We start from the raw sequence: 23,405 nt of genomic DNA, 5'->3' as shown, positions 1-23,405 counted from the left end.
CATTGTTCACTAACCTAAAGATAAACCTCTTCACTGTAAACTTATTTATCTTATCGAATACCGGTGGCGACGGCTATTAGCACGCAAATATATCACAGTGAACAAGATCGCACTTTTATCGACTTGCTATTTTGTTCCACACTCACTGTGCAGTTTCTGCACTTTTACTCTCTAACATACGTGTAACGACTTCATATAAATAATCTTACCCAAGTACTAGGAGAGCCCGATGTTTTCCCTTAATAACTTACACCTCAAAAAGCGGTTAATTAACCAGCCAATGACACTATTACTTATCATGACACTCAGTTGTGCTTTTATACTCACAGGTTGTGGTAGCGACAGTGATAGCAACAGCGAAATAGCCGAAACGGTCATTAGCGCTGATACTGACACAAGCACTGATACTGAAACAGAGGTCACTGACGCAGATTTTGAAGCGAGCGATTGGACAGACGAAACCCACAGCAAAAATGTCGACCCTAACTTTGATGAAGTGTTTAGTGATACCGAAGTTAAACGGCTTGATATCGTTGTCACACAAGCGCGCTGGCAAAGCATGTTAGATGACATGACGACACTCTATGGTGAATTTGGTAGAAGCTCATCAAATAGCTTAAGTGATACCGATGAAGATCCTATTTTTGTTCCAGCTGAAGTATTTTATAACGGCACGCAATGGTATCGCGTCGGCATCCGCTTTAAAGGTAATTCATCACTGCAAACTAGCTGGCAACAAGGCATTCTTAAACTGGCACTTAAACTTGATTTCGACGAGTATGAAGACGATTACCCGCAAATTAAAAACCAACGTTTTTATGGCTTTAAAAAGTTTAGTTTAAAAAATAACTTTGATGATGAGTCAATGTTACGTGAAAAAGTCGCAGCGGATGTGTTTAAAGACGCTGGGCTTGCTGTATCTCACACAGGGTTTTACACCTTATACGTTGACCATGGAGACGGCCCAGAATATTTTGGTTTATATACTCTTGTAGAAGAAATTGATGACACTGTAATCGACACGCAATTTTCTAGCGACAAAGGTAACTTGTACAAACCCGAAGATGATGGCGCAATGTTTGTTGATGGGTCATTTAATCAAGAAGACTTTGAGAAAAAAACTAACGAAGACGACGAAGATTGGTCTGACATACAAGCCCTGTTTACCGCCCTACACGACGACACTCGCAGCACAGATCCTGAAACATGGCGAGCCAATCTAGAAACGGTATTTGATGTTGATGTATTTTTAAAATACTTAGCCGTTAATGGCATCATTCAAAACTGGGACACTTACGGCTTAATGCCACACAACTACTATTTATATAACAATCCAGACAATTCAAAACTGACCTGGATACCTTGGGACAACAACGAAGCATTGCAAGACGGGAAACAAGGTGGCGCATTGTCGTTAGACTTCTCAGACCTCAACTCAAGCAGCTGGCCACTCATATCAAAACTGTACGCAGATGATGTATACCGTGACCGCTACAACCAGTTTTTACTTGAGGTTATCAGCGATGCATTCGAAACCAATAAAATGCAAGCAAGCTACAATGCTTACTCTGCACTTGTTGCCCCTTATGCGACCACTGAAGTCTCTGGGTATAGCTTTTTAGAAAGTAGCAGCGATTTTTACCGTGCTATCGATGAGCTAATAGAGCATGCAGAAGATAGAGCCACTGCTGTAGAAAGCTATTTAGACAAACAGTAAGCAGACCACTCCTTCACAATATAGCGCAACAAAAAAGCCCGCCACATAAATGGCGGGCTTTTTGCTATGCAAAACAGAACCAATAAACTAGATACTAAGGTTTGCTTTACGCGCTTGATGCAGTTTTTTGTAGCTTTCGATCAAACGTAAATGCGGTTCAATGCCTTCGAGATTCATGCTGGTTTTGCTCAGGCCATAAAAGCGTACTGTGCCATTAACCGAACCGACGACATTGTCCATCACTTCTTTACCGAACATGCGGTTAAAGTTACCGATAAAGTGCTCAAGTTCTAAGTCTTCATCTAAGGTCACTTCCAATACTGCATTCACAGCTTGATAAAACAGACTTCGTTGGACGGTATTGTCGTTAAACTGTAAGAACTCACCTACCAATTCAATCGCATCTTCGTGCGAGCCTAATGCAAGATAAATCAAAATCTTCAGTTCGATAATGGTTAACTGGCCCCAAACCGTATTTTCATCAAACACAATACCAATTAAGGTACGAATATCGGTATGGTTATCTAGCTGGCTTTCTTCTAAGCGATTAACTAACTTACCTAACGCTTTAGTGCTTAATGAATGCAGATTTAAGATATCTTCACGGTAGTTTAAAGACTTATTGGTGTTGTCCCAAATCAAGTCATCTACTGGATACACTTCTGAATATTCCGGCACTAAAATACGACACGCAGATGCGCCTAAATCTGTAAACTCGGCAATATACACTTCTTTGCCCATGGCCTCTAAAATACCGAATAAACCGCTGGCTTCTTCTTCACTAGTACCGCTAAAGTCCCATTCACAGAATTCGTAATCAAACTTACTGCTAAAGAAACGCCAAGAGATAACCCCTGTTGAATCAATAAAGTGTTCAACAAAGTTTTCTGGCTCAGTCACTGCCATGCTATTAAAAGTAGGCTTTGGCACATCGTTTAAGCCTTCAAAGCTGCGACCTTGTAATAACTCGGTTAAGCTGCGCTCTAATGCCACTTCAAAGCTAGGGTGTGCACCAAACGAGGCAAATACACCACCAGTACGTGGGTTCATTAAGGTCACGCACATAACAGGAAATTGACCGCCTAAAGAAGCGTCTTTCACAACAATAGGGAAGCCTTGCTCTTCAAGCCCTTTAATGCCCGCTAAAATACTTGGGAATTTCTCTAGTACTGCCATTGGCACATCGGGTAGTACAATTTCTTGTTCGATAATTTGACGTTTAACTGCACGTTCAAAAATTTCAGATAAACACTGCACATGGGCTTCTTGCAGGTTATTACCCGCACTCATGCCATTGCTTAAAAATAAGTTTTCAATAAGGTTAGACGGGAAATAGACCGTTTCCCCATCTGACTGACGCGTGTATGGAATAGCACAAATGCCACGATCTTTATTGCCTGAGTTAGTATCAATTAAATGTGAGCCACATAACTCTTCATCGGGGTTATAAATGTCTAAACAGTACTCATCTAAAATGCCAGTAGGCAGAGCATCATCGTCTTCTAGTGCAAACCATTTCTCATTTGGGTAATGCACAAATTCGCTATTGGCGATTTCAGTACCAAAGAATTGATCGTTATAAAAAAAGTTATTATTAAGACGCTCTATAAACTCGCCTAAAGCAGAACATAACGCGCTCTCTTTAGTGGCACCTTTTCCGTTGGTGAAACACATAGGTGATGCTGCATCACGAATATGTAAAGACCACACATTAGGCACAATGTTACGCCATGACGAAATCTCAATCTTCATCCCAAGGTCGGCTAACAACCCCGTCATGTTTTTAATAGTCTGCTCAAGCGGTAAGTCTTTACCTAAGATAAAAGTACTCGCATCGGCTTCAGTTTGGCCCATCAGCATCGCATTGGCGTCGGCGTCTAAGTTTTCAACGGTTTCGATTTTAAACTCTGGCCCAGTCTGAACCACTTTTTTAACGGTACAACGATCGATTGAACGTAAAATACCTTGACGATCTTTATCCGAAATATCATCCGGTAACTCAACTTGAATTTGGAAAATTTGGTTATAACGATCTTCCGGGTCAACGATATTGTTTTGCGACAATTTGATATTTTCAGTCGAAATATCACGAGCTTTACAATACACCTTAATGAAGTAAGCGGCGCAAAGTGCTGAAGATGCTAAGAAATAATCAAAAGGACTAGGAGCAGAACCATCACCTTTGTAACGGATCGGCTGATCGGCGGTGACGGTAAAGTCGTCAAACTTAGCTTCGAGTCTCAAATTATCGAGAAAATTTACTTTGATTTCCATTGAATATATCCACAGTCTTGCGCAACCAAACGGCCAGCTTGTCTAAATTAGGGTGAATTATCGGTGTTTTTGACCCAATAGTCTTGGGTTAATTGCCAAAATGATAGCTTTAAGGTGATTTTGCAGGATAAACACTATTGATTCGCTAGCAGCAGAACAGTGCTAGCTAATCAATAGTGTTTATAAAAATGACTAAATTGATGAACACGCTCATTTCAATAAAAATAAACAGATATCACTGTAGAGCCAATCGTCACAGATCGTATTATGAATGTATTAACGGCAAAGGTTAAAGCCAGTCTTGGTAAAGGCAAAACCCAATGTATAAATGATGAAAGGTTATCCCCCTCATTCATCTGCCACTAAGTCCGGTAAGACCTAGAAACACTAGGTCCTGTTGATCTTTCAAGGTTGTTTTTGCAGCGAATTGCTGGCCATTACTTAAACATGAGCTACAAGGCAGAGACTTTGCGGTGTAGTTATTCTACATAAAAAGTCGATAACACAGTAAAAATGACCTACAAACGCTGCCCGAAAGGTTCGGCTAAAAACGTTTTACTCTTTGTTGAATGCATTTTGCTTAGATGACTAGGCAGCAATTCATTAGCCTCGATTAAAACGTTTTCACTCGAACAAAATTCAACCAACAAAGATCAACAGACACTAATCATCTGTAAAATATAAACAGCAAGTTCAATGTTAAATAGATCGACTAGCGAATAGTTACGTTTCGGCCAAAATATTCTTCAGACTCATACTTTGCGATTACTTTTTCAAGTGTATCGCCGTGATTATCCATCACCAATTTATGCGAAATTGCACTAAGTGAAATCAAAATATCTTTACACTCAATTCTGGCTTTCATCACCGATCCCGAAGCGGTTCTCAAGACTTGAGAAATTAGCTCATGATTTTTACCAATTAAGGCTAAAATAAAATGAACCATTACTTCAGAGCAAAGCTCTTTATCTTCAATTTTACTTGGTCTGACAACCTTTTCTAAATAATCTTCTTCTCTTCCTGCAGGAACAAAACGTTGTACCCAATAGAAATAATCTTCATCGTAAATGATAGATTGTATTGGTTTCATAAACGTTTCATCTGTCGATATCTTTTGAAAAAGCTCTTTTTTGACTTCATCAGATACGTCAATAAGCTCATCACCAAACTGTTTGTTGAGCATTGAAATAACGGCTTCCAGCTCTTTTAACAGAGATACATTTCCTGATGTCACTTGGTTATAAGCATCACCGACTTCGTCGATGTTTTGTTGGAATACACCAATATACTTATCACCTTCTTCAATAGCATCAAGTAAAGGTATCAAGCTATAACGTCTAACCTGAATCAATTCATAAAATTGGCCTAATTCTTCGCGAATCGCTTGGAGACGATCAATCGCTTTAATCAGAAATTGATCATCTCGTTTTATCGCTAAATTCAACCGAGAAAAATCGAGTTGATCATTTACTTTGCGAACACGATTATCGATCATATTTTCATAGGTCTGTGTCTCATTGATCAACACTGAAAATTTATCTTCCATCTCAAAAAGTACATCTTGTACTTTTTTTAGACTTGTAGATCGAACTTGTTGATTAATTCCGCGCACTTTTTCAGCTTCAGCCTGCTTCTTTTCACGAATAACCCAAGTCACTGCGGCACCAACAATTGTCAGACTTGTCGCCATATCAAAACCAAGCTGAACATTATCAAACCATGAAGGCATTATTTTTCCTTAAATGTTATTTTCCTGTTTGTATAAATAGTAATAACTGATCCAACTACTAATGTCACCACGAAAAAGGCTAAAAGATAATAAAAGTCACACATATACCCTCAAATTAAATCATTTTTTAGCGATTAAACAATTTATTTCAATATACTTAATAGCTCTAAAATCAATGTAATAAGTATTTTTAACCTCAAATATGCTATCACTCAATATAAAATGAACCAACAGCGTTATAGCCACAATAAACTAACCATCATTCGGCTCTGAATTTATATATAATCTTTAATAATCAACCACTAAAAAACATCATCATTAAGTATTAAATTGTTATTGAAACCGCGAAAAATTTCTTTTTATGCCCGTTAATTTATGTATTATGACAACCGATTTTCTAATAGAAAATGAAGAGAATTAGACTGTTTTAGTCATTAAAAAGCGACTTGCTGTAGTGTTCTAGGAGGGAATAACATTCTATGTGAAATGAAATATCGTTAGTGTAAACATTAACGCTCATCTTGTAACGAACTGACCACGATGAGATTATGACGCTTTATCTGCTTCACGCTTAACCAGCATAAAAGTCAGGTACATTTTTGTCGGTAGCGACAATGCCATGCCAAAGGCCACGCACATCGAACTAATAATAATTCCATTAACTCCCATCATCTCAATCGTATCACTGAAATTATGACAATAAATGCCTAACAAAATTAGGCTGAACCCTATCGAGATACAGATTTTTAAGATCAATATGAGTTTGTTATCCGGCATTATGGCCTCGCTATCATCAACATGATGTACAGCTAATATAATGAAACTATTTGCGATCAATAGCCTTGATTCAGATCAAAGTAGAAATAGGATTATGGAGAAATAAGAAAATTAGATCACAGTTAGATTCCGCTCATATTGAGGATGGTGATTAACAAGCAGAGGAGACATAGTTAAAATAATAATTTGAAATGATGACACTACAAAAATAAACCGTTTATACCCGTTACGAATACAAGTTGTTAAATCGCAGACATAAAAAAACGCAAACAGTCGTTAAACCGTTTGCGTTATTCTTATAACGTCGAGTTACACAGCTACTACGTTAGCAGCTTGTGGGCCTTTTTGGCCTTGCTCAACATCAAAAGAAACTTTCTGGCCTTCAGCAAGAGTCTTGAAACCCTCTGAAGTGATTGAACGGAAATGAACGAACACGTCAGCGCCGCCGTTATCAGGAGTGATAAAACCAAAACCTTTATCTTCGTTAAACCATTTTACTAAACCAGTTGTTTTGTTAGACATGATGTGTCCCTTATATATTAAAATTAATCAATCTGTCGCGAAAATGCGATGCGCTCAAGCTTGAATTATTGAATGTCACGATGAAGCTAAGGGAAACACAGAGGATAACAACGATAACGAAGAGATTCTAAGGCTTTTCTTTTACTTGATGTTCATTAATAACTCTGAATGTCAGAGCAAGACATATAATACACGAATATCTAAGCTTGTAAATATTTTTATTGAATAAATATAAACAACACCTAAAACCACTTGATTAGCAGCATTGCCACTTGCAACCTTAATCCACTAGATTAGCCACTAGATTAGCCACTAAGCCTGCCATAGCGCCTGCCATAGCCGTTAACCAAAAACAGATATGAAATTAGCTTCATAATTCAATTAGGCAAGTCATCCAACCCAATTTACAATCTAGGTTTTCGATCCTACCGTGTTGATAATCCGGTTATTCGGCTTATGACTGTATAGTCATTATCTTTCTTTAATGGTTGTACTTTAACGCTATCGGACAAGCCTACACTTTAAACGCTAAATCAACATAGCAAGTTTATGACTAAGATTTTATCTTTTCTAGAAAATAGGCAACAACAAATAAAACCACAACATCTTGATAACATTATGTTTTAAAGATGAAAAAATTACAATTCAATCAGAAAAAAATACCGTTTTACATTATTACTGGCTCATTGAGCGGGTGAAAAAATAAGCCATTTCGCTTGAGATATCATCACCTACACCTTCCCTTACCAAAAACACTAAACATAAGCTGTTGATATTAATTGTTAAATTTAAATATCGATAATTAACTCTCTGTTACTTTTATAAAGTTGGCATCTGTTTTGTATTTAGTTAGATGTATTTACGTAATTAACTAGGAGTACCTTATGAAAAATACGATTCTTACTTTAGCTGGACTTATTTCGTTAGCCTCTTTTAGTACTTATTCTCACGCTGATGACTTCAAGAAAGACGCAGCAGAAAATGGCGTTTATGTCGGCGCTAATTATGGTTACCTAAAAGTCGATGGCGAAGATGACTTTGACGACGACAATGATGTACTCCAGGGCCTAGTAGGTTATCGCTTCAACAAATACTTAGCTCTAGAAGGTAGCTATATTGATTTTGGTAGTTACGGCAACAACTTATCTAGCGCTGAAACAGATGGTTATACCGCTGGTCTAAAAGTGACTTTGCCCATTGCTGAGCGAATAGAGTTGTATGCCAAAGGTGGTCAGTTATGGTACTCAACAGATTATGACGTGGTTGGGTTTTCTGGCAATAAAGATGATGAAGGTGTATTTGCCGGTGCTGGTGTCGCGTTTAAAGTAACAGATCGTTTTTTAATTAATGCGGAGTACACTTGGTATGATGCAGAAATTAACTTAGATAATGTCTCTAACGGTTCCGACACAGAAACAGACTTTAAGCAGGCTAGTATCGGTGTTGAATATCGTTTCTAGAGATTCTAGTGATTAAGTAGAGTGCTTAAATTAACTACTTAATAATAAAATTCAGAAGGGTGTAATGCAAATTGTGTTACACCTTTATTTTATACCTATCATTCTAAGATCCGCATTAAAGCGATTAACCTTCTACCCAAAACAAGTTATATGAGCATCGCTCTTGTGTCTGCGATTTACGTCAATAAAACAATTGATGATTTAGGTTGCTTATCTTTAACTCTGTTTATTCACTGCGATGCAAAATTTACATACTGAGCTTGGGGCTCAAAACAACAAGCGCTGTATTTTTATCGCCACGGAGTATTGCGATCCTGCAGCATAAAAAAGTAAGAATCACACGTTGAAATAATCAAAAATCGACTTTAAAACGAGCCACTCGCGCCTCAGTTAATGTACATTGGGTAAGCTGCATAAGTTCCCCCAAGGTGATACCTGGAGTTTGTTTAATTAAGCGGACAAGTTTTGCATCTAATGGCTCTAACTTATCTGCATGGCCAAGAAGCGCGGTCTCAATCTTTTGAATAAGATAACGAAAATTATCATCATTTTGTGCTTTTAACTGTTCAGTAAACGACTGAATATTAACCGCCTCACCGATAACGCCCCAATTCCGAGACCGACGTACACGCTTCAGCTCGCAGTTAAATTGCAGCGCAATGACTTTGGCTTGCTTGGCTTTCTCCCCACCAATTCGATGAATAAGTGATGGAAGTGGGATGGTAATATCTTCAATCATAATATTTTGTGGCAAACCTACTTTGTTGAAATGAGTTCTGGCTAAAACACTTTTATCGGTAAAAACTACTAACTTCAACGTTATCTATAACTTACTAGCATATCTTTAAAATCAACATAGTAATAAAAATCAGAATTATGTAGTAACCAATCTCTTGTCACGATTGATGACGTTTTAGCGTTCGCATTTTAACGCTATAATGCCACTCGAAATAATCACCTGCTATCAATATTAACCGCTTACCAGCGCATTTAGCGCCCTTTCTGTTGAAAGCTAATGTTAAAATATGTTGAATAAAATTAAGTAGAAATACCTCATGAGTCCAGAACGTTTTGCCCGAATAAATCAAATGCTTGATAACCGCCAAGTCGACTTAACGGTTTGCCTTGATAAAGTGCATATGACCAATAATATTGCTGCGGTTCTTCGCTCTGCTGACTGTGTGGGCATACATCAAATTCATGCTGTGTGGCCCGATGATGATATGCGGGTATCGGGTAATACCGCTTCTGGCAGCCAACAATGGGTTGATACCGTTAAACATTACACTTTTGAAGAAGCTCACCAGGCCTTTAAAAAACAGAAAATGCAGATATTAACCACTACGTTTTCGGACTCTGCGGTTGATTTTCGTGAGATTGATTATACTCAACCCACTGCCATTGTAATGGGTAATGAGCGTGACGGCGTCAGCGCAGAAGCCATTGCTGCAGCAGACCAACATATCATTATTCCCATGCGTGGCATGGTGCAATCGCTTAACGTGTCGGTTGCCGCAGCACTAGTGATGTATGAAGCTCAGCGCCAGCGCGAAGTAGCCAAGATGTACGGCACACGTAGACTGGATCACAGCTACTGCCAGACTATGTTATTTGAACAAGGTCATCCGGTTTATGCCAAAGCGTGTCGCCGCAAACAGATCCCCTACCCCGCCATTGATGATCAAGGCCAAATTGTAGCTGACAAAGAGTGGTGGGATAGAATGCGCGCACCAAATCCACAAACGTTGGTGGATTGATGCATCAACTCAGTACATCTACTAATAACTAAGAACTAAGAACTCATAATTGAGGCCAGTATTCGGCCTCAATTATTCTGCACCACTGTTTGATAAGTATTCTGAACGACTTAATAGAGTTTTGATTCATTTGAAATAACCGCTGAGTTATAAGAAAACTACGAGGTTTATCAACCTGCCATCTACACTCCCTTGCCTACCATCAAATGATTGAACACTTACAGCTTACTGTCAGCATATTTCATCAAGTTGATGTATGAATCAACATAATAAGCATCCCGGTTTCTGGCTAAAAACGTTAATAATTCAGCGTGTGCCTCAGATGACACCGATAAATAATCTCCTCCAACCCCATGAAATATTACGTTTACCAGTAAAGTATCTGCGGGAATATGGCGAATATAATCGATAAGCTCTTTGCCACTTTGGCCTTCTGGATATAATATTAGTGAAAATCGAGAATCTTTCCCTTGCCCTTTCACCGCGGTAAATAACTCATTGAGCTGACTCAGGTATTGTTGGTGACTCAACACATCAGCGCCAATCACCATATCGCCACAAGGCACCGTATAAGTCCGTTCTGATTGACCATCAATGGCCTTTAAAAAAGTATTGGCTACTTTTAGCTCTTCAATCATCTGCGCCACGCTGTAATGATCAAGATCATGATGCGCCTCTACCCAATCTTTGTTCGGCAAAGAGGCTCGACAAGGATGATAAACACTGTGATTGCCAAGCTCATGGCCACGGTTAGCTGCTGCACGCCATTCATCTAGTCGGACATTCATAACCGGAGAGTTTACTACCACATAAAAAGACGCCTTGAAATTATGTTTATCCAGCGCGGGTATCACATTATCTAACTGACTATTAAGCGCATCATCATAAGACAGACTAACGGCTAACTTGCTCCCGCCTGGCCAAGTGAACGTATCACCTAGTGTGTTAACCGTACTTGGCGTTTCTGCATAACTTGATAATGAAAGTAGTAGTGCAGCAAAAAAACAAATTGGTTTAATCATAATAATCTAGTGTCCATAAAGTCACTTGAACTAATTCCTTGTCATTAATCCACATGCGCTTAATCTACATCAGCATGGTTGAGTGTTATGTAATCAAAAGCTCAATCGTCTATTGGACTTGGCCGACGCCATGCATATTAGTCGCTAGTGTTAATCCTATAGGCAATTGCTTTTATACGGTAGCCGTTTTTTATACAGTATTGAAAGCTATCGTTTATTCAACGCCTCTGGCAACTTCAGCTCAATTGGTGCAGATTCAATGATTGTATAATACTCATAAACTATTTAGGATCAGCACATCTGACTCGCAAACAAGAATTCACTTAATGACCACTGAGCTTTATTTTATCTACGACTCACATTGCCCTTGGAGCTATGCCACCACACCGTTGGTGAATGCATTGCAGCAAGCCTATCCCGAAATGAATGTACATTTACTGCATAGCGCACATTACATTGGCAAAGACAGTGCTGGCGAAGAGCAAATGGAAGCGGCTGCAAAAATGAGTGGACTGAAATTTGGCCGCGATCATATTCGTTACGTAAACAGTCCTAAAAGCTCAATCAAAACCGCAAACTTTATGGCCTGGTTGCAGGGCAAACAAGCTGACAAGCAATTAGATGTGCTCAATGCGCTACAAAGAGCCCATTTTATTGAAGGCAACCCGCTTAGCAACAAGCACGACTTTAATGACATTGTAGAAAAATTTAAGCTGTCACCATCAAATAAAGTGTTTAAAGATGAGCTCAGTATGGACGCAGAATACGTACTGGAAGGCATAGAGGAGATTCAACAAGTCATTGGTACTACCGGCTTTCCCGCTTTAGTCATGACCGTTAATGATAACGCCATTTTTATCGATCACTCACAATACCTGAGCAGCCCTCATGCTGTGGTTGCTGCGGTTGAAAAAGAGATAACAGCGATTAAACTCGCTAAAACTGAAGCATAACGATAACTCGTCACTCGCCAAATACATCATCGATGTGAATGCGCCAGCAGTAAGATCAAAAAAACCACGGCTAATGACCGTGGTTTTTAGTTAACCGCCTCTTTCAACCTTAAAGGTTAAGCAATGCTTTGAACTTGCGATGCGAGTAACCAAATGGCTAATGCAAAAAATATTACACCCATAAATTTATGTTGATATGTGCGGAATTTTTCGTTTTTGAGCAAAGATTTACCCAAACTACCCACTAATGCTACCAACAGCAAATTGAACGTCAATCCCATCACATTCAGCAACAAACCTAGCGCCAGCATTTGTTCACCTGAACTGGCACTCAACTGAGTAGACACAAACTGAGGCAAAAATAACACAAAAAAGATCAACGCTTTAGGATTCAGTAAATTGCTCAGTACCGCACGACGATAGAGTAATTTTGCAACATTACCTTGTTGGGTAATCTCGGGCGCGTCGCTTGTACCACTGCGCATGCAATCCCAACCCATTTTCAATAAATACGCCCCGCCCAATACCCGTAATAGCTCTAACGCCATTGGATTCATTGCCACAAGTGCAGAAACACCCATAGCAGCAAGCAAGGTTAACACCAGTCCAGAGGTAGCATTACCAAAACAGGCATACACACCCACTTTGCGGCCATAACTCAAGCTGGAACTGGCGATCAACAGCATGTCAGGTCCAGGAATTAATAATAACGCGACAACAGTGGTTAAATATAAAGGAAGTAAAGCCAGATCAATCATCATAAATACACAAACAACAGCTATTAAGACGGGAAAATAAGGCGCGGATTCTACAGCTATTCAACATGAATGAAAGTCATGTTGGCCTTCATGTTGTGTTTAAGCAGGATGACGACTGGCAGAGTTTGTTTACGGAAGAAGTGATGAAATAAGAGGTGAACAAACTTTACCCTCAAACTAGCTATTCTGGTTACTACAGACTAGTTATTTATAATAACAAAATATCAATAAACTATTATATTTCATATATATATAGTTAATAATTATTCAGTTAAGTCAATATCAGTTATAGTATGAGAAATGGTAAGGCAATGATTCAAATAGAATAAATTAAAAGGAATTAAATATGACATCTGGCGATTTGGCGATTACCGCTCAAGAACGAACAAATGTGCTTAATGGCAACTTAGAAGCTTTCTGGAGAAGTCGACTAAGCAAAAAAGATCCTGTAGCTCGGATTGGATATGCTCTATGGGTAACCGATACCGCAAAATTAAAACATGCTATTCAAAGCGGTGATACTAATTTTTGGAATAACAAAGGGTTTACTTACTGGGAGTTTATGGCTCGTTCGACTGTTGTTAATTTGGCAACCGGACTTGAACGTGGCGGTTTTCGGGGTACATTTTCACAAATGAGAGCGAAAATTAAAGACGTCGGTATTGAAGTAGCAAATCAACATATATCCTTCGTTACACATGACTATGACAATGGCAATATTGGCGAAGTAAAAGGTTTGCTTAGCCTTAAGCAAATGGCTGACTACCATCACATCGCATTTAAATTGTTCAATATCCCTAACCATTTTTATGGTGGTACTTGGCTTAATAATGTTCCTGATGAAGCGGAATTTACATTGTATGGTGAACTTTACTGCCATGACTGTGATTCTGCTGTTGGATATAAAGGAGCTAACCAATGAATCAATTAATCATATTCACTCCACTATTATTAATCGCGGCATGCAGCCCGAGTACCAGTACAATAAAATGGAATAAATACTGTTTACCGAAGGCATATTTAACGCCAGCGTCACTATCTACCGCACCAAGTAACGATTCAAATTTTGATAAAAATACAGGTTATGGACCTTCAATTTTTTTTGAAGGTAAAGAGCTACACAAACATATTTCTTCTTTTAAAGTAACATCACCTAGCCATTCAACAGGTCATATCTATCACCATATTCAAGTTAACCTTTCTAACAATAAAATTATTAAACATGTTTTGAATATTGAAAATTTAAGACGTTCTGATATGGAAAACATCAAATTTGAAGATCAAAGCCCATATCATTGGGTGGCATATGATAAGGCTGGAAGCGATTACCTATATTGGGGGGATTGTATGTTAGATGGTCATGGCGAAACAGATCCGAGTTATCGATGTACACATCAATTCAACATCGGAGACACTGTTGGAACTTATACTATTAAAGATGAAAATATACTTTTACATCAAAAAATTGATGAATTCATACTCAATAAACTTAATACATGGCAATGCAAGTAAACTCATACCAGATTGGGACTAATAATATGTGCTCACTTAAGCACATGAATTAACATAAATCGTTGAACTTGAACTACCTAATACTTCTGAATTCCGTTGTAGTATCAATTTTAATACAAGACCAGACTAAATAGGATCATAAATAAATGGAATTAACAGAAATAATAGGAAGTTATATATTAATTTTTTTTCTAAGTATTGTCTTTTCTTCATCTAAAGATAATGAGGTAGCATACATCTTAGGACCGGCATTATGCTACATACTCCCTTTTTTTACAGGTGATTTTTGGTCTCAGTTACTCGTGAGTATAATAGTTGCATTCCTAACATCTATATCGATAGGACAAGCAAAACTAGCAGGCGATGTAACAGGTACTGGAGCAGTCATGCTTATCTGTATAATAAGTCATTTTGTTTTATTCGTTATCAGTATCGCCGCATATTTCATTTTGACATTTTCAGGCTTCGTGATCGATTAATAACAAGTCCACAAGGGCGAGTGTAGCATTGCTAAGAATTAGTATAATCAATTTATATATATTGTTTTCAATATTATTATGGATTTTTTAACTGCAATAAAACATCACATGCGCTGCCATGAGCGAAACTTAATGAGTAATGCTTGATAAGTAAATTTAGCGTTAATTGTTTATCTAAACTCTCACAAAAGCAAAAGGCCAGCGCTGACGGCTAGCCTTTCGTTTTAACAATAAATAACCGGTAATCAGTCTTACTTATAGAACGCTTCAACCTTGCCTTTTACTGTCATCGTAAGCGGTTGGCCACGACGATCTAATGCTTTGTGCGAGGCGACTTTTACCCAACCTTCACTGATGCAATATTCTTCAACATCAGCACGCTCTTTGCCATTAAACAAAATGCCAATCTCGTGTTCGAAAATTGCAGCCACATGGTGTGGGCTACGTGGATTAACGCTAAGGCGATCTGGTAAAGCGGGTTTAGCAGTAGTGTCGTTCATTGTCGTATGCTGTAGTTAATAAAACGTGCGCTATTGTAGGCAATACCGGCCTGATGCTCAATAGCGGCTGTCATAAATGTGAGTCGCACCGAAAAGATACTGTCAGCCAGGGAAGAAGTACTAATAATAAACGCTAAGCATCAGTGTTAAGCTGAGTGTTAAGCTGAGTGTTAAGCTAAGTGTCTGTATTTAAAATCCCGTATGACATTTTCAATGCATTTTAATTGCATATGATTTTTAATTGCATATCGGTAGCGTTAGTTTACATTTAGCGTAGTGAGCGAAAGAGTATTGACTGCCACGGGTTTAATCAAAGGGATAATGGGCAAGGGATGATGACGCAAAAACGATCAACTATATGGCATTGGTTTTTAGACGGCAAGATTGCCCCCGCTAACCTTAAAGCCGCAATGTTAGAGGTCTATCCCCATCCAAACGCAAAAAATTGGCAATTATTAATCGCCAATATCTTACTGTATCTCGGAGTGTTGTTATTTGGCGCTGGGGTGATTTTTTTCATGGCCTTCAACTGGGATGCGCTATCACACCTCAATAAATTTGCCATAGTCGAAACCATATTTGCGTTGTTTATTGGCGGATTCTATCTCACTAACCGCGCGCAAAAAAAGCAATATTTACAGCAAAAATCCCAACATGATCAATATCATTTGCAAGCTCAACACAACCAACAGACTTATGGCTGGAGCTTAGCCAATGCAATGTTACTCGGGGCCAGTATTATGCTCGGGGCATTGCTGGCGTTAGTTGGGCAAACCTATCAAACTGGCGCCGATCCATGGCAACTATTCGCCATTTGGGCAGTATTAATTTTACCTTTTGCTTACATCGCAGGTTTTGATCTGTTGTGGTTACTGGTAGTGGTATTACTCAACGTCAGCCTAGGGTTATATCTTCAATCCTTTGCTTCTGTATTTAGTTTTCTACTCGAAGACATTCAACAAATTGCTATTTTTGGCTTAGTTAACTTAGCCATTCACCTACTATTTACCCTTGCGAAAAGCTGTCAGTGGCGCGGACAATTACGCTTTAACTGCCCCATGGTAGAAGCAACCAGTTTACTGGCTAGTCTGAGTGCATTTACCTGGCTAATAGTGTGGATCATTTTTGACTTCAGCTATGACTTCGACTCGAGCGAACATATTACCTATTATGCGCTGCTTTACCTCGCCATCCTGACTAGCTTATTTGTTTGGTATCGTTATCGTTCGCCCGCTTTGTATCCGCTCACACTGGTGTTAACCAGCATAAGTACCGCGATTGTTTCGCTACTTTCAAAGGAGCTATTTGATAGCCACTACACCATTGGAGGCTTTTTTCTGATAGCGATGGTGGTCATAGGCTTAACCAGTGGCAGTTTATATTGGTTAAAAAAATTACAAACAGAGTTTGATCAAACGGCAATGCTTAACAGTGAGGAAGCCGCTCATGAGTAACATTAAATCATACAACGCATTATGGCTGTCACTGCAAAATAAAGGCTGGGTAAATACTGATACCGCACCAGAATCCTTGTTAGCCAGCCCTTGGTATATCATTGCTGCACAAATGCTTGGTGGTTGGGTTGCTGCGCTATTTTTATTAGCGTTTGTGATGCTGGGGCTGTCATCTGCGAGTGATATAACAGAATCGTTTATCGGCTTTGGTGGCGTACTGAGTCTAGGATGCTTAGCGTATTACCGACTGGGTGAGAATCGCCAAGAATTTATTCTACAAATGGTATTTGCGTTTAGTTTATGTGGACAAACAATGCTGCTTTTTGGCACCTTCGAAAGCCTAGAATCTAGCAACGAAACACTCATCGCAGTCATTTATGTGGTCACGTTTGCCATACACTGGATAGCCATCCCCCACAAAGCCAACCAATTTGTCGCGGCATTAGCCATGGTTCCCAGCTTATTAGCCATCTTAGTGATTAACCATTTATCGCTACTCATATTGCCATTATTGGTGCTGAGTTTAGTGGTTATATGGACTCAGCTTTACCGATGGCCACAACATTATCAACGCATCAGAATGCTAGGTTACGCCGTTGCTATCAGTTTACTACTCGCCAATTTAATGTTGTCAGAAATTAGCGACACCATGGAACTGCCAAACGTACTCATGGCATTAAGCTCTAGCCTCAGTGACTACTTAGCTATCATAATCAGCCTATTATCTGCGCTATGGCTGATTAATCACATTTTTAACCAGTGCAATTCTAATATCAATCAATTTGTTACAGTGCGTCCTCGCAACAAGTTGATGGTGATTCTTGCAGCAATATTAATCGGCCTACTTTCTATCGTCATGAGCGGATTAAGCGCCGCACTACTAATGCTACTGCTAGGCTATTTTTATAACGAGCGTAAATTAGTCATCATTTCGGTATGCGCCCTGCTCGCCTTTATCGGCATGTATTATTACTCACTCCACATCGACTTGTTTGATAAATCACTGTGGTTAATGGCCAGCGGCATAGTGCTACTACTGCTCAGATTTGCCATGAGCATAAATACGAACAAGACAGCTGAAGCAGAAATGACAATGAATACCGCGACAACGGCACACAATAAGGAGCAACCATAATGCAATTAAATACTATGGCGGCGCTCAACTCACGCCAACTCAGTAAGCGGTCGCTTTGGGCTATTATCGCGGCAGTATTGATACTTGCTGGTATTAACTACAAGATTTATCAACAAGAACACTTGTTGGCTAATGGCGAAATCATCCTGTTTGAACTGGCTCCCGTCGACCCTCGCTCGTTAATGCAAGGTGATTACATGGCGTTAAATTACGATATCGCGAGAACAGTTAGCCGGTCAGTCGATCAACTATCAAACACGTCAAATAACCATGATGGCTTTTTTATTGTCACACTCGACCAAAATCGTATTGCCCAATTTGACAGTCTCTACAACGGTGTCGCGCTAACACCAGCACAGCGACTGATCCAGTACCGCGTTCGTGACGGCAGAGTCAAACTGGCCAGCAACGCTTTTTTCTTTCAAGAAGGCCGAGCTGAAGAGTTTGAACACGCAAGATATGGCGAGTTTAGAGTTAACCAGGCAGGACAATTGTTACTCAGTAACATGATAAACAAAGATTTTAAGCGGATCTAAGCAGATTACTGAAGAAATAGATTAATAATGAGGTATGTTAAAAGTTAATACAACCTTAATGGAACGAAACAAATTAACCTACATCTTTAAGTGATTCGATCTGACATTGATCAATTGTTTTATTGACGATATCGATTGCTATGTCAGTGGGTAATCGAGCATATTGATCAGAATTTAGTGCCAACGGTGATACTAGTAATGTAATAGTGAATAATTCTTCATCGGTCGCCATTGACCAAAAACCGACTAAAGCCTGACTATTGGGTACACTTGGAAATTCTGCCGTCCAAAAGGTTAATTTGGTATTATTTTGGTTCCAAGAGCCATTTTGAGCATGTATTAACCTAACATCGTAGAAAAGCTCTTCTTCCCATATTATTCCGTATTCGATATGAGCATTTTCCATAACTTCAGATCTGGAGATTTCTTTTGCAGGTTTATTTAGCAATAGGGAGTTATGTTCGGGTCTAATCACACCAACCGTAGCACTTATAATCTGGTTTTTATGTTCAAATTGAAAATCATACTTAATATCTTGACCGTACTTTGATTGATTACTGATAATTTCAGTCTCTGCAATCGCCGTTATCTGGCAAGTCATCGTAGATAGGTTACTAGCATAAGCATTGGCCGAAACCAATGAGACCATAAAATAAATAAATTTATATTTCAAAATATTATGTACCAAAACCTATCCCTTACCGCTCTTCTGAAAGCGACATTGCAAACAACATTACCATGAATAGAGGTATCCCACTCAAGGTGACTATAGCAACTTTGAATATAGAACCAATATTCAGAAAATCTAAAGATATTATCGAAAAGACTGAAATGGAAAAAAGATTCAAACACAAGGTGAAGCAAAAAATAGATTTATCAAAAAAATTAATTTTCAGTTTCAATTTTAATTTCTTTATTATAGAAATAGAATGAACACAAACTAAAAATAAAGAAAATAAATAAGCTATTATCCAAAATATCAATTAAAGATCCTCAACATTCAGTAAACCTCTACGTAAGAGCTCTTTTTTAGCTAACTTCATATCACTATCACTTAGCATTTTCATTGTACTTGATAGAATCATTACAATGATTGTGCTTCTGCCAACTGCTCTAACAGAGCTTTTTGTAATATTTAAACCTGTTTTTTTAGATAACGACGATACCATAGATTCAGTAACTGCACCTCCAGAAGCCTCTAGAGCAAAACCGCTTACGCCCAATGCCGCCACGGAAAAAATACTACTAGCTAAAAAGCTCACCTCTAGTTTAGGTTCAACGGTGAAGAACCAATGAATTAGATTATTAAATGCCATGAATGCTTTTCAAAATTTTATCTATTTTATCTATTTTATTATTTTTGTTTTTCTTTTTATGATGATTCGTCAGGAGCGGATTCAAATAAATCCCATTTTTATCTACTCTTCATGTTTCTCACAATAACGACTTAGCTGAGTCACAACTTGATTGAAACATAATTCAAGCTCGATGATAGACTCATTCTTGACAATACGCCTCTCCGCAAGTGTTTCAACTTGCTGACAAATATCGGCTAACGTTAATGCCGAAACCGATTTTGATGACGATTTTAAGCCATGGGCTTGAAACGATAAATCGGCGTAGTTTGCGCTAGTCGCATAAGCACTGATTAACTTAACTTGCTCACCTGCCGTTTGTAAAAAGGCATTAAACACCATGCAATGCACCGTGGGATCATCACCTAACATCGCATTTAACAATGCTATATCTAATTGATCGAATGAATCAGTCTCAACCTCTGACACTTTATTACCGTCAATATGAGTATTAACCATGGTTGTTGAGTACTCCATTAAAAGCGATTTAAGCTTAGCCAACTCAACCGGTTTAGTTAAAAAATCATTCATACCGGCATCGTAACAAGCATCGATATTGTCTTTAATAATGTTAGCTGTAATCGCAACAATGGCTAAATCTTTAAAGCGGTTATCTGCTCGAATCCTTTTCGCCAGGCCTAAACCATCTAAAATTGGCATTTGAATATCGGTTAACAGTATATCAAAACGTTTATCTTGCAGAGTTTGCCAGGCTTGCTCGCCATTACTCACAAACATTGAATGTACCCCAAGCAAGGTTAATTGTTGCTTTAACACTAGCTGATTAGTCACTTGATCTTCAGCAACCAGTACTTCTAATATAGGAAAAGTCTCTGCTGAAACGAGTTGTTCGTTGATGTCTGCTATATCAGATTGAGTTGTAAAGTCTGTTTTAGCCAGTATGTCAGTTTTAGTGGATACATCGGCTTGCTTAAAAGCATTAAAAATTAAACTAAAACACGAACCCTTGTTTAGTTCACTTTGTACTCTTATCTCGCCTTGCATTCGCTCAACTAACTCTCGGGTAATAACCAATCCAATACCCGTGCCATTAATGTTGCTGGTTTCGGCACCTAAGCGATCAAATGGCTTAAACAACCGCGAAACGTCATCAGCAGCAAAGCCATAACCGGTATCTGCTACGCTAATTGTGCATTGGTTATTGCTCGATACGCTGCAGCTAATAAAAATATCGCCATGGGGTTTATTATATTTAATGGCATTAGAGAGTAAATTTAACATTACCTGTTTAAAGCGGCGCTCATCGACATAAAAGCACAGCCCTTCGAGTTCATTAAATCCCTCGATATGAATCGTCATCGACTGTGCATTGATAAGTTCACTTACAAACTCAACTGAATCCTCAACAACATGCTTGATTGGCACATAATCAAAACTGAACTGCATATTACCTGACTCAATCGCCGTTAAATCAAGCACATCATTTATTAATAACAGTAAATGTTCACCAGCCCGATATATGCCCTTGGCATTGTCTTTTTGGACTTTATTAGCAAGATCATCATATTCATATAACTGTGCTAATCCTAAAATAGCATTTAATGGCGTACGCAATTCGTGGCTCATGCTGGCCATAAAATCTGACTTTGCTTTACTTGCCGACTCAGCCTGTATTCGCAGGGTATTTAATTTTTGATGATTACTCGCGACCTCGGTTGCCATGTGATTAAACGCATTAATCACACTGCCCACTTCGTTATTTTGGTGCTTATCGACATGACAATCAAAATCACCTTTTGCCAGCCGTGCAAATGCAAATTCCAATGAGCGTAATGGTTTAGTAATTCTATAATCGACCAACCAAGCTAGCGCCATAAAAAATAAAACTAAAATCATAAATTGAATGTATATCAGCGTGTAATGCAGCTTTGATGATTCATTAATTTCATTGGTAAAGTTAACCACTAGCGTAATGCTTGCTAATGGTTTTTCTAAAAACATAATTTGTTGGCTAAGCAGCATGTCACCGCTTTGGGTTGCCCCGTTCCACACATCAAGCGGATACAATTGGTTACCGGTTGCCGTATCAACTATTTTAATGGCCTTCCAATTAGGCTGAATGTCTAATTGGTTATCTATTTGCTCGTAAAGCTCAGCGTATTGGCGGGTAAGCAAAGGCGTTGTGACAGAGGTTGAGAGTTGTTGTAATGATCGCTGTGCCGTTTTAGACAATCCATCATTAACCCAACGGGCTTGCTCTGGTAGCGCATAAAAAATAAATAAACAGGCAAGTAAAAAACCAAACGCCATTACGGCAATAAAACTCTGTGCCCGTAAACTACGCCAGCCATTAATTTTCAACATAAAATGAACGTAACCCCCATTGAGTTAATTGCTGATATTCAGCTAAAGTCGCAATACTGGGTTTAATAATGGGAATACCTGCAAGCAAGTGCTTGTGCTCTTCGCTTTGGCCTATATCTAAAATAGCTTGTTGCACTTTTTGCTGAATGGCAGGATCAACTCTTGGATGAGCCACAATAGGATGACGGCTTATTTTACGGGTTTTATAAATAATTTTAAGCTTGTCTTGTAGGTTTTGCGGTTGCTGTTTTAACGTGCCTAACACGCCACCGCCAGCCTTAGTAGAGTTTAATGCCACATTTAAATAAACCGAAGAGTGGGTTTGCACATAAACCGGCTTTATTGTTAGCCCATACAACTGCGCTAAATCAGCACGCATTAATAATGACGCCCCCAATGCATTAGGCGCCGGAAAAGCAATTTCGGCACCTTCTAACTGGCTAATATCGTCTATGCCGCTGTTTTTATTCACTACTAGCACACCTTGCAGCTGGCGCCCTGCATCTTTTATTAACGGCAAATAACCTTGTTTCTCGTTAGCGATGACACTGTGCCAAGGGTTCATGTAAGCAAAATCATACTCGCCATTAGCAAAGGCTTGTTCAAATACAGGTATAGACTCAACAGTGACTAACTTAATCGTCACCCCCGTCTGTTCACTGACCTGATCAAGTAAAGGCTGCCAAATTGCATTCAACTTTTGCGGCTCGTATTGCGGCACAACCCCAAACGTATACTCTTGAGCCAATAACCACGAGCTTTGAATTAAACATAATATTGCCACTACATACTTCATTAGCGCTCCAGAAAATAGCGTGTCATTTTTACTAGCTTAGTTAAATACAGCTCAAGTCACCATAAAAATATTATTTGAATTCAGGTCTATTGCATAATAAATGCTTTGATTTGCTACTACTTGCCAATAAATATAATGCGATATAAGTCAGCAAATAATCAGTGTGTCCCCCCACTTATTTATGATCTTCCCTCTTATTTTTATTCTTCATTAGCATCAGCTTTTCAGATTAGAACAATCGTTTTTATTCGCACCTACCATTTAGATACTTTCCTATACTCTGTTTTCGCTTAGTCATTTAAGCCCTGATTTTAATCCTCGAGTACATCAAGTAGATAGTTAAT

General features: G+C 38.8%; 22 protein-coding genes. 10 read left to right on the top strand and 12 right to left on the bottom strand.

Annotated features, from left to right (window positions below; genetic code table 11):
• The first annotated feature begins 229 nt into the window (after nucleotides 1-229).
• Nucleotides 230-1,717 (top strand): CotH kinase family protein, encoded by a 1,488-nt coding sequence (locus GUY17_RS04065; protein ID WP_162022377.1) that lies wholly within the window; start codon nucleotides 230-232, stop codon nucleotides 1,715-1,717.
• 87 nt (nucleotides 1,718-1,804) lie between these two features.
• Here GUY17_RS04065 and GUY17_RS04060 read toward each other — a convergent pair whose 3' ends face one another.
• From GUY17_RS04060 to GUY17_RS04045, 4 genes are all read right to left on the bottom strand, one after another.
• Complete coding sequence (locus GUY17_RS04060) at nucleotides 1,805-3,991, bottom strand: OsmC domain/YcaO domain-containing protein (protein WP_162022376.1); 2,187 nt, start codon at nucleotides 3,989-3,991, stop codon at nucleotides 1,805-1,807.
• A gap of 712 nt (nucleotides 3,992-4,703) precedes the next feature.
• Entirely contained in the window at nucleotides 4,704-5,720 is a 1,017-nt protein-coding gene (locus GUY17_RS04055; RefSeq protein ID WP_101086007.1) for a hypothetical protein, read from the bottom strand.
• Nucleotides 5,721-6,266: 546 nt separating this feature from the next.
• Nucleotides 6,267-6,497 (bottom strand): hypothetical protein, encoded by a 231-nt coding sequence (locus GUY17_RS21175; protein WP_162022375.1) that lies wholly within the window; start codon nucleotides 6,495-6,497, stop codon nucleotides 6,267-6,269.
• A gap of 309 nt (nucleotides 6,498-6,806) precedes the next feature.
• Nucleotides 6,807-7,019, bottom strand: coding sequence for a cold-shock protein (locus tag GUY17_RS04045; protein WP_011636218.1), 213 nt, complete (start codon nucleotides 7,017-7,019; stop codon nucleotides 6,807-6,809).
• Between the two features lie 884 nt (nucleotides 7,020-7,903).
• Here GUY17_RS04045 and GUY17_RS04040 point away from each other — a divergent pair.
• On the top strand, nucleotides 7,904-8,479 hold the full coding sequence (locus GUY17_RS04040; RefSeq protein WP_162022374.1) for a porin family protein: 576 nt from the start codon (nucleotides 7,904-7,906) through the stop codon (nucleotides 8,477-8,479).
• A gap of 352 nt (nucleotides 8,480-8,831) precedes the next feature.
• Here the strand turns inward: GUY17_RS04040 and GUY17_RS04035 are convergent, their stop codons facing one another.
• Nucleotides 8,832-9,218: a ribosome recycling factor family protein gene (locus tag GUY17_RS04035; protein ID WP_162024281.1), complete on the bottom strand. Its 387-nt coding sequence runs from the start codon at nucleotides 9,216-9,218 to the stop codon at nucleotides 8,832-8,834.
• 316 nt (nucleotides 9,219-9,534) lie between these two features.
• Here GUY17_RS04035 and trmH point away from each other — a divergent pair, with 316 nt between their 5' ends.
• Nucleotides 9,535-10,236, top strand: coding sequence for a tRNA (guanosine(18)-2'-O)-methyltransferase TrmH (trmH, locus tag GUY17_RS04030; protein ID WP_101086009.1), 702 nt, complete (start codon nucleotides 9,535-9,537; stop codon nucleotides 10,234-10,236).
• Nucleotides 10,237-10,454: 218 nt separating this feature from the next.
• Here trmH and GUY17_RS04025 read toward each other — a convergent pair whose 3' ends face one another.
• Nucleotides 10,455-11,258, bottom strand: a complete 804-nt coding sequence (locus GUY17_RS04025; protein WP_162022373.1) for a polysaccharide deacetylase family protein — start codon at nucleotides 11,256-11,258, stop codon at nucleotides 10,455-10,457.
• Nucleotides 11,259-11,584: 326 nt separating this feature from the next.
• Here GUY17_RS04025 and GUY17_RS04020 point away from each other — a divergent pair, with 326 nt between their 5' ends.
• The gene (locus tag GUY17_RS04020; RefSeq protein WP_162022372.1) at nucleotides 11,585-12,211 is read left to right on the top strand and encodes a protein-disulfide isomerase; all 627 of its coding nucleotides are present in this window, start codon (nucleotides 11,585-11,587) and stop codon (nucleotides 12,209-12,211) included.
• Between the two features lie 116 nt (nucleotides 12,212-12,327).
• On the opposite strand, the gene GUY17_RS04015 is transcribed toward GUY17_RS04020, so the two are convergent.
• On the bottom strand, nucleotides 12,328-12,972 hold the full coding sequence (locus GUY17_RS04015) for a LysE family translocator (protein WP_101086012.1): 645 nt from the start codon (nucleotides 12,970-12,972) through the stop codon (nucleotides 12,328-12,330).
• 343 nt (nucleotides 12,973-13,315) lie between these two features.
• Between GUY17_RS04015 and GUY17_RS04010 the strand changes: the two genes are divergently transcribed.
• From GUY17_RS04010 to GUY17_RS04000, 3 genes are all read left to right on the top strand, one after another.
• Nucleotides 13,316-13,891 carry a hypothetical protein gene (locus GUY17_RS04010; RefSeq protein ID WP_254439863.1) on the top strand — a complete coding sequence of 192 codons (576 nt, stop codon included), beginning with the start codon at nucleotides 13,316-13,318 and terminating at the stop codon, nucleotides 13,889-13,891.
• Nucleotides 13,888-14,481, top strand: a complete 594-nt coding sequence (locus tag GUY17_RS04005; protein WP_162022371.1) for a hypothetical protein — start codon at nucleotides 13,888-13,890, stop codon at nucleotides 14,479-14,481. Before GUY17_RS04010 ends, GUY17_RS04005 begins: the two co-directional genes overlap by 4 nt.
• Before the next feature lie 146 nt (nucleotides 14,482-14,627).
• On the top strand, nucleotides 14,628-14,960 hold the full coding sequence (locus GUY17_RS04000; protein WP_123776478.1) for a hypothetical protein: 333 nt from the start codon (nucleotides 14,628-14,630) through the stop codon (nucleotides 14,958-14,960).
• 251 nt (nucleotides 14,961-15,211) lie between these two features.
• Here the strand turns inward: GUY17_RS04000 and GUY17_RS03995 are convergent, their stop codons facing one another.
• Nucleotides 15,212-15,460 (bottom strand): DUF3297 family protein, encoded by a 249-nt coding sequence (locus GUY17_RS03995; protein WP_011638562.1) that lies wholly within the window; start codon nucleotides 15,458-15,460, stop codon nucleotides 15,212-15,214.
• Nucleotides 15,461-15,792: 332 nt separating this feature from the next.
• Here GUY17_RS03995 and GUY17_RS03990 point away from each other — a divergent pair, with 332 nt between their 5' ends.
• The 3 genes from GUY17_RS03990 to GUY17_RS03980 are packed head-to-tail and all read left to right on the top strand — an operon-like array spanning nucleotide 15,793 to nucleotide 18,585.
• Nucleotides 15,793-16,914 carry a DUF2157 domain-containing protein gene (locus GUY17_RS03990; RefSeq protein WP_162022370.1) on the top strand — a complete coding sequence of 374 codons (1,122 nt, stop codon included), beginning with the start codon at nucleotides 15,793-15,795 and terminating at the stop codon, nucleotides 16,912-16,914.
• Complete coding sequence (locus GUY17_RS03985) at nucleotides 16,907-18,049, top strand: DUF4401 domain-containing protein (protein ID WP_162022369.1); 1,143 nt, start codon at nucleotides 16,907-16,909, stop codon at nucleotides 18,047-18,049. The genes GUY17_RS03990 and GUY17_RS03985 overlap by 8 nt, the downstream gene beginning before the upstream one ends.
• Nucleotides 18,049-18,585 (top strand): GDYXXLXY domain-containing protein, encoded by a 537-nt coding sequence (locus GUY17_RS03980; protein ID WP_254439862.1) that lies wholly within the window; start codon nucleotides 18,049-18,051, stop codon nucleotides 18,583-18,585. Before GUY17_RS03985 ends, GUY17_RS03980 begins: the two co-directional genes overlap by 1 nt.
• A 73-nt stretch (nucleotides 18,586-18,658) precedes the next feature.
• Here GUY17_RS03980 and GUY17_RS03975 read toward each other — a convergent pair whose 3' ends face one another.
• The 4 genes from GUY17_RS03975 to GUY17_RS03960 all read right to left on the bottom strand — a co-directional run bounded on the left by GUY17_RS03975 (nucleotide 18,659) and on the right by GUY17_RS03960 (nucleotide 23,061).
• The gene (locus tag GUY17_RS03975; protein WP_162022368.1) at nucleotides 18,659-19,273 is read right to left on the bottom strand and encodes a hypothetical protein; all 615 of its coding nucleotides are present in this window, start codon (nucleotides 19,271-19,273) and stop codon (nucleotides 18,659-18,661) included.
• A 295-nt stretch (nucleotides 19,274-19,568) separates the two neighbouring features.
• Nucleotides 19,569-19,901, bottom strand: a complete 333-nt coding sequence (locus tag GUY17_RS03970) for a hypothetical protein (RefSeq protein ID WP_162022367.1) — start codon at nucleotides 19,899-19,901, stop codon at nucleotides 19,569-19,571.
• Nucleotides 19,902-20,003: 102 nt separating this feature from the next.
• Entirely contained in the window at nucleotides 20,004-22,265 is a 2,262-nt protein-coding gene (locus GUY17_RS03965) for an ATP-binding protein (RefSeq protein WP_162022366.1), read from the bottom strand.
• On the bottom strand, nucleotides 22,252-23,061 hold the full coding sequence (locus GUY17_RS03960; protein ID WP_162022365.1) for a phosphate/phosphite/phosphonate ABC transporter substrate-binding protein: 810 nt from the start codon (nucleotides 23,059-23,061) through the stop codon (nucleotides 22,252-22,254). Before GUY17_RS03960 ends, GUY17_RS03965 begins: the two co-directional genes overlap by 14 nt.
• Between the last annotated feature and the right edge of the window lie 344 nt (nucleotides 23,062-23,405).

Origin of the sequence: Shewanella sp. Arc9-LZ (genome assembly GCF_010092445.1) — a bacterium.
In the GTDB taxonomy this organism is placed as follows: domain Bacteria; phylum Pseudomonadota; class Gammaproteobacteria; order Enterobacterales; family Shewanellaceae; genus Shewanella.
This window is presented reverse-complemented; position numbering and strand designations above follow the sequence as displayed.

Excerpts from the sequence above, each read along its gene's own strand:
- GUY17_RS04065 (WP_162022377.1), top strand. The coding sequence starts at position 230 with ATGTTTTCCCTTAATAACTTACACCTCAAAAAGCGGTTAATTAACCAG.
- GUY17_RS04060 (WP_162022376.1), bottom strand. The coding sequence starts at position 3,991 with ATGGAAATCAAAGTAAATTTTCTCGATAATTTGAGACTCGAAGCTAAG.
- GUY17_RS04055 (WP_101086007.1), bottom strand. The coding sequence starts at position 5,720 with ATGCCTTCATGGTTTGATAATGTTCAGCTTGGTTTTGATATGGCGACA.
- GUY17_RS21175 (WP_162022375.1), bottom strand. The coding sequence starts at position 6,497 with ATGCCGGATAACAAACTCATATTGATCTTAAAAATCTGTATCTCGATA.
- GUY17_RS04045 (WP_011636218.1), bottom strand. The coding sequence starts at position 7,019 with ATGTCTAACAAAACAACTGGTTTAGTAAAATGGTTTAACGAAGATAAA.
- GUY17_RS04040 (WP_162022374.1), top strand. The coding sequence starts at position 7,904 with ATGAAAAATACGATTCTTACTTTAGCTGGACTTATTTCGTTAGCCTCT.
- GUY17_RS04035 (WP_162024281.1), bottom strand. The coding sequence starts at position 9,218 with ATGATTGAAGATATTACCATCCCACTTCCATCACTTATTCATCGAATT.
- trmH (WP_101086009.1), top strand. The coding sequence starts at position 9,535 with ATGAGTCCAGAACGTTTTGCCCGAATAAATCAAATGCTTGATAACCGC.
- GUY17_RS04025 (WP_162022373.1), bottom strand. The coding sequence starts at position 11,258 with ATGATTAAACCAATTTGTTTTTTTGCTGCACTACTACTTTCATTATCA.
- GUY17_RS04020 (WP_162022372.1), top strand. The coding sequence starts at position 11,585 with ATGACCACTGAGCTTTATTTTATCTACGACTCACATTGCCCTTGGAGC.
- GUY17_RS04015 (WP_101086012.1), bottom strand. The coding sequence starts at position 12,972 with ATGATGATTGATCTGGCTTTACTTCCTTTATATTTAACCACTGTTGTC.
- GUY17_RS04010 (WP_254439863.1), top strand. The coding sequence starts at position 13,316 with ATGACATCTGGCGATTTGGCGATTACCGCTCAAGAACGAACAAATGTG.
- GUY17_RS04005 (WP_162022371.1), top strand. The coding sequence starts at position 13,888 with ATGAATCAATTAATCATATTCACTCCACTATTATTAATCGCGGCATGC.
- GUY17_RS04000 (WP_123776478.1), top strand. The coding sequence starts at position 14,628 with ATGGAATTAACAGAAATAATAGGAAGTTATATATTAATTTTTTTTCTA.
- GUY17_RS03995 (WP_011638562.1), bottom strand. The coding sequence starts at position 15,460 with ATGAACGACACTACTGCTAAACCCGCTTTACCAGATCGCCTTAGCGTT.
- GUY17_RS03990 (WP_162022370.1), top strand. The coding sequence starts at position 15,793 with ATGATGACGCAAAAACGATCAACTATATGGCATTGGTTTTTAGACGGC.
- GUY17_RS03985 (WP_162022369.1), top strand. The coding sequence starts at position 16,907 with ATGAGTAACATTAAATCATACAACGCATTATGGCTGTCACTGCAAAAT.
- GUY17_RS03980 (WP_254439862.1), top strand. The coding sequence starts at position 18,049 with ATGCAATTAAATACTATGGCGGCGCTCAACTCACGCCAACTCAGTAAG.
- GUY17_RS03970 (WP_162022367.1), bottom strand. The coding sequence starts at position 19,901 with ATGGCATTTAATAATCTAATTCATTGGTTCTTCACCGTTGAACCTAAA.
- GUY17_RS03965 (WP_162022366.1), bottom strand. The coding sequence starts at position 22,265 with ATGTTGAAAATTAATGGCTGGCGTAGTTTACGGGCACAGAGTTTTATT.
- GUY17_RS03960 (WP_162022365.1), bottom strand. The coding sequence starts at position 23,061 with ATGAAGTATGTAGTGGCAATATTATGTTTAATTCAAAGCTCGTGGTTA.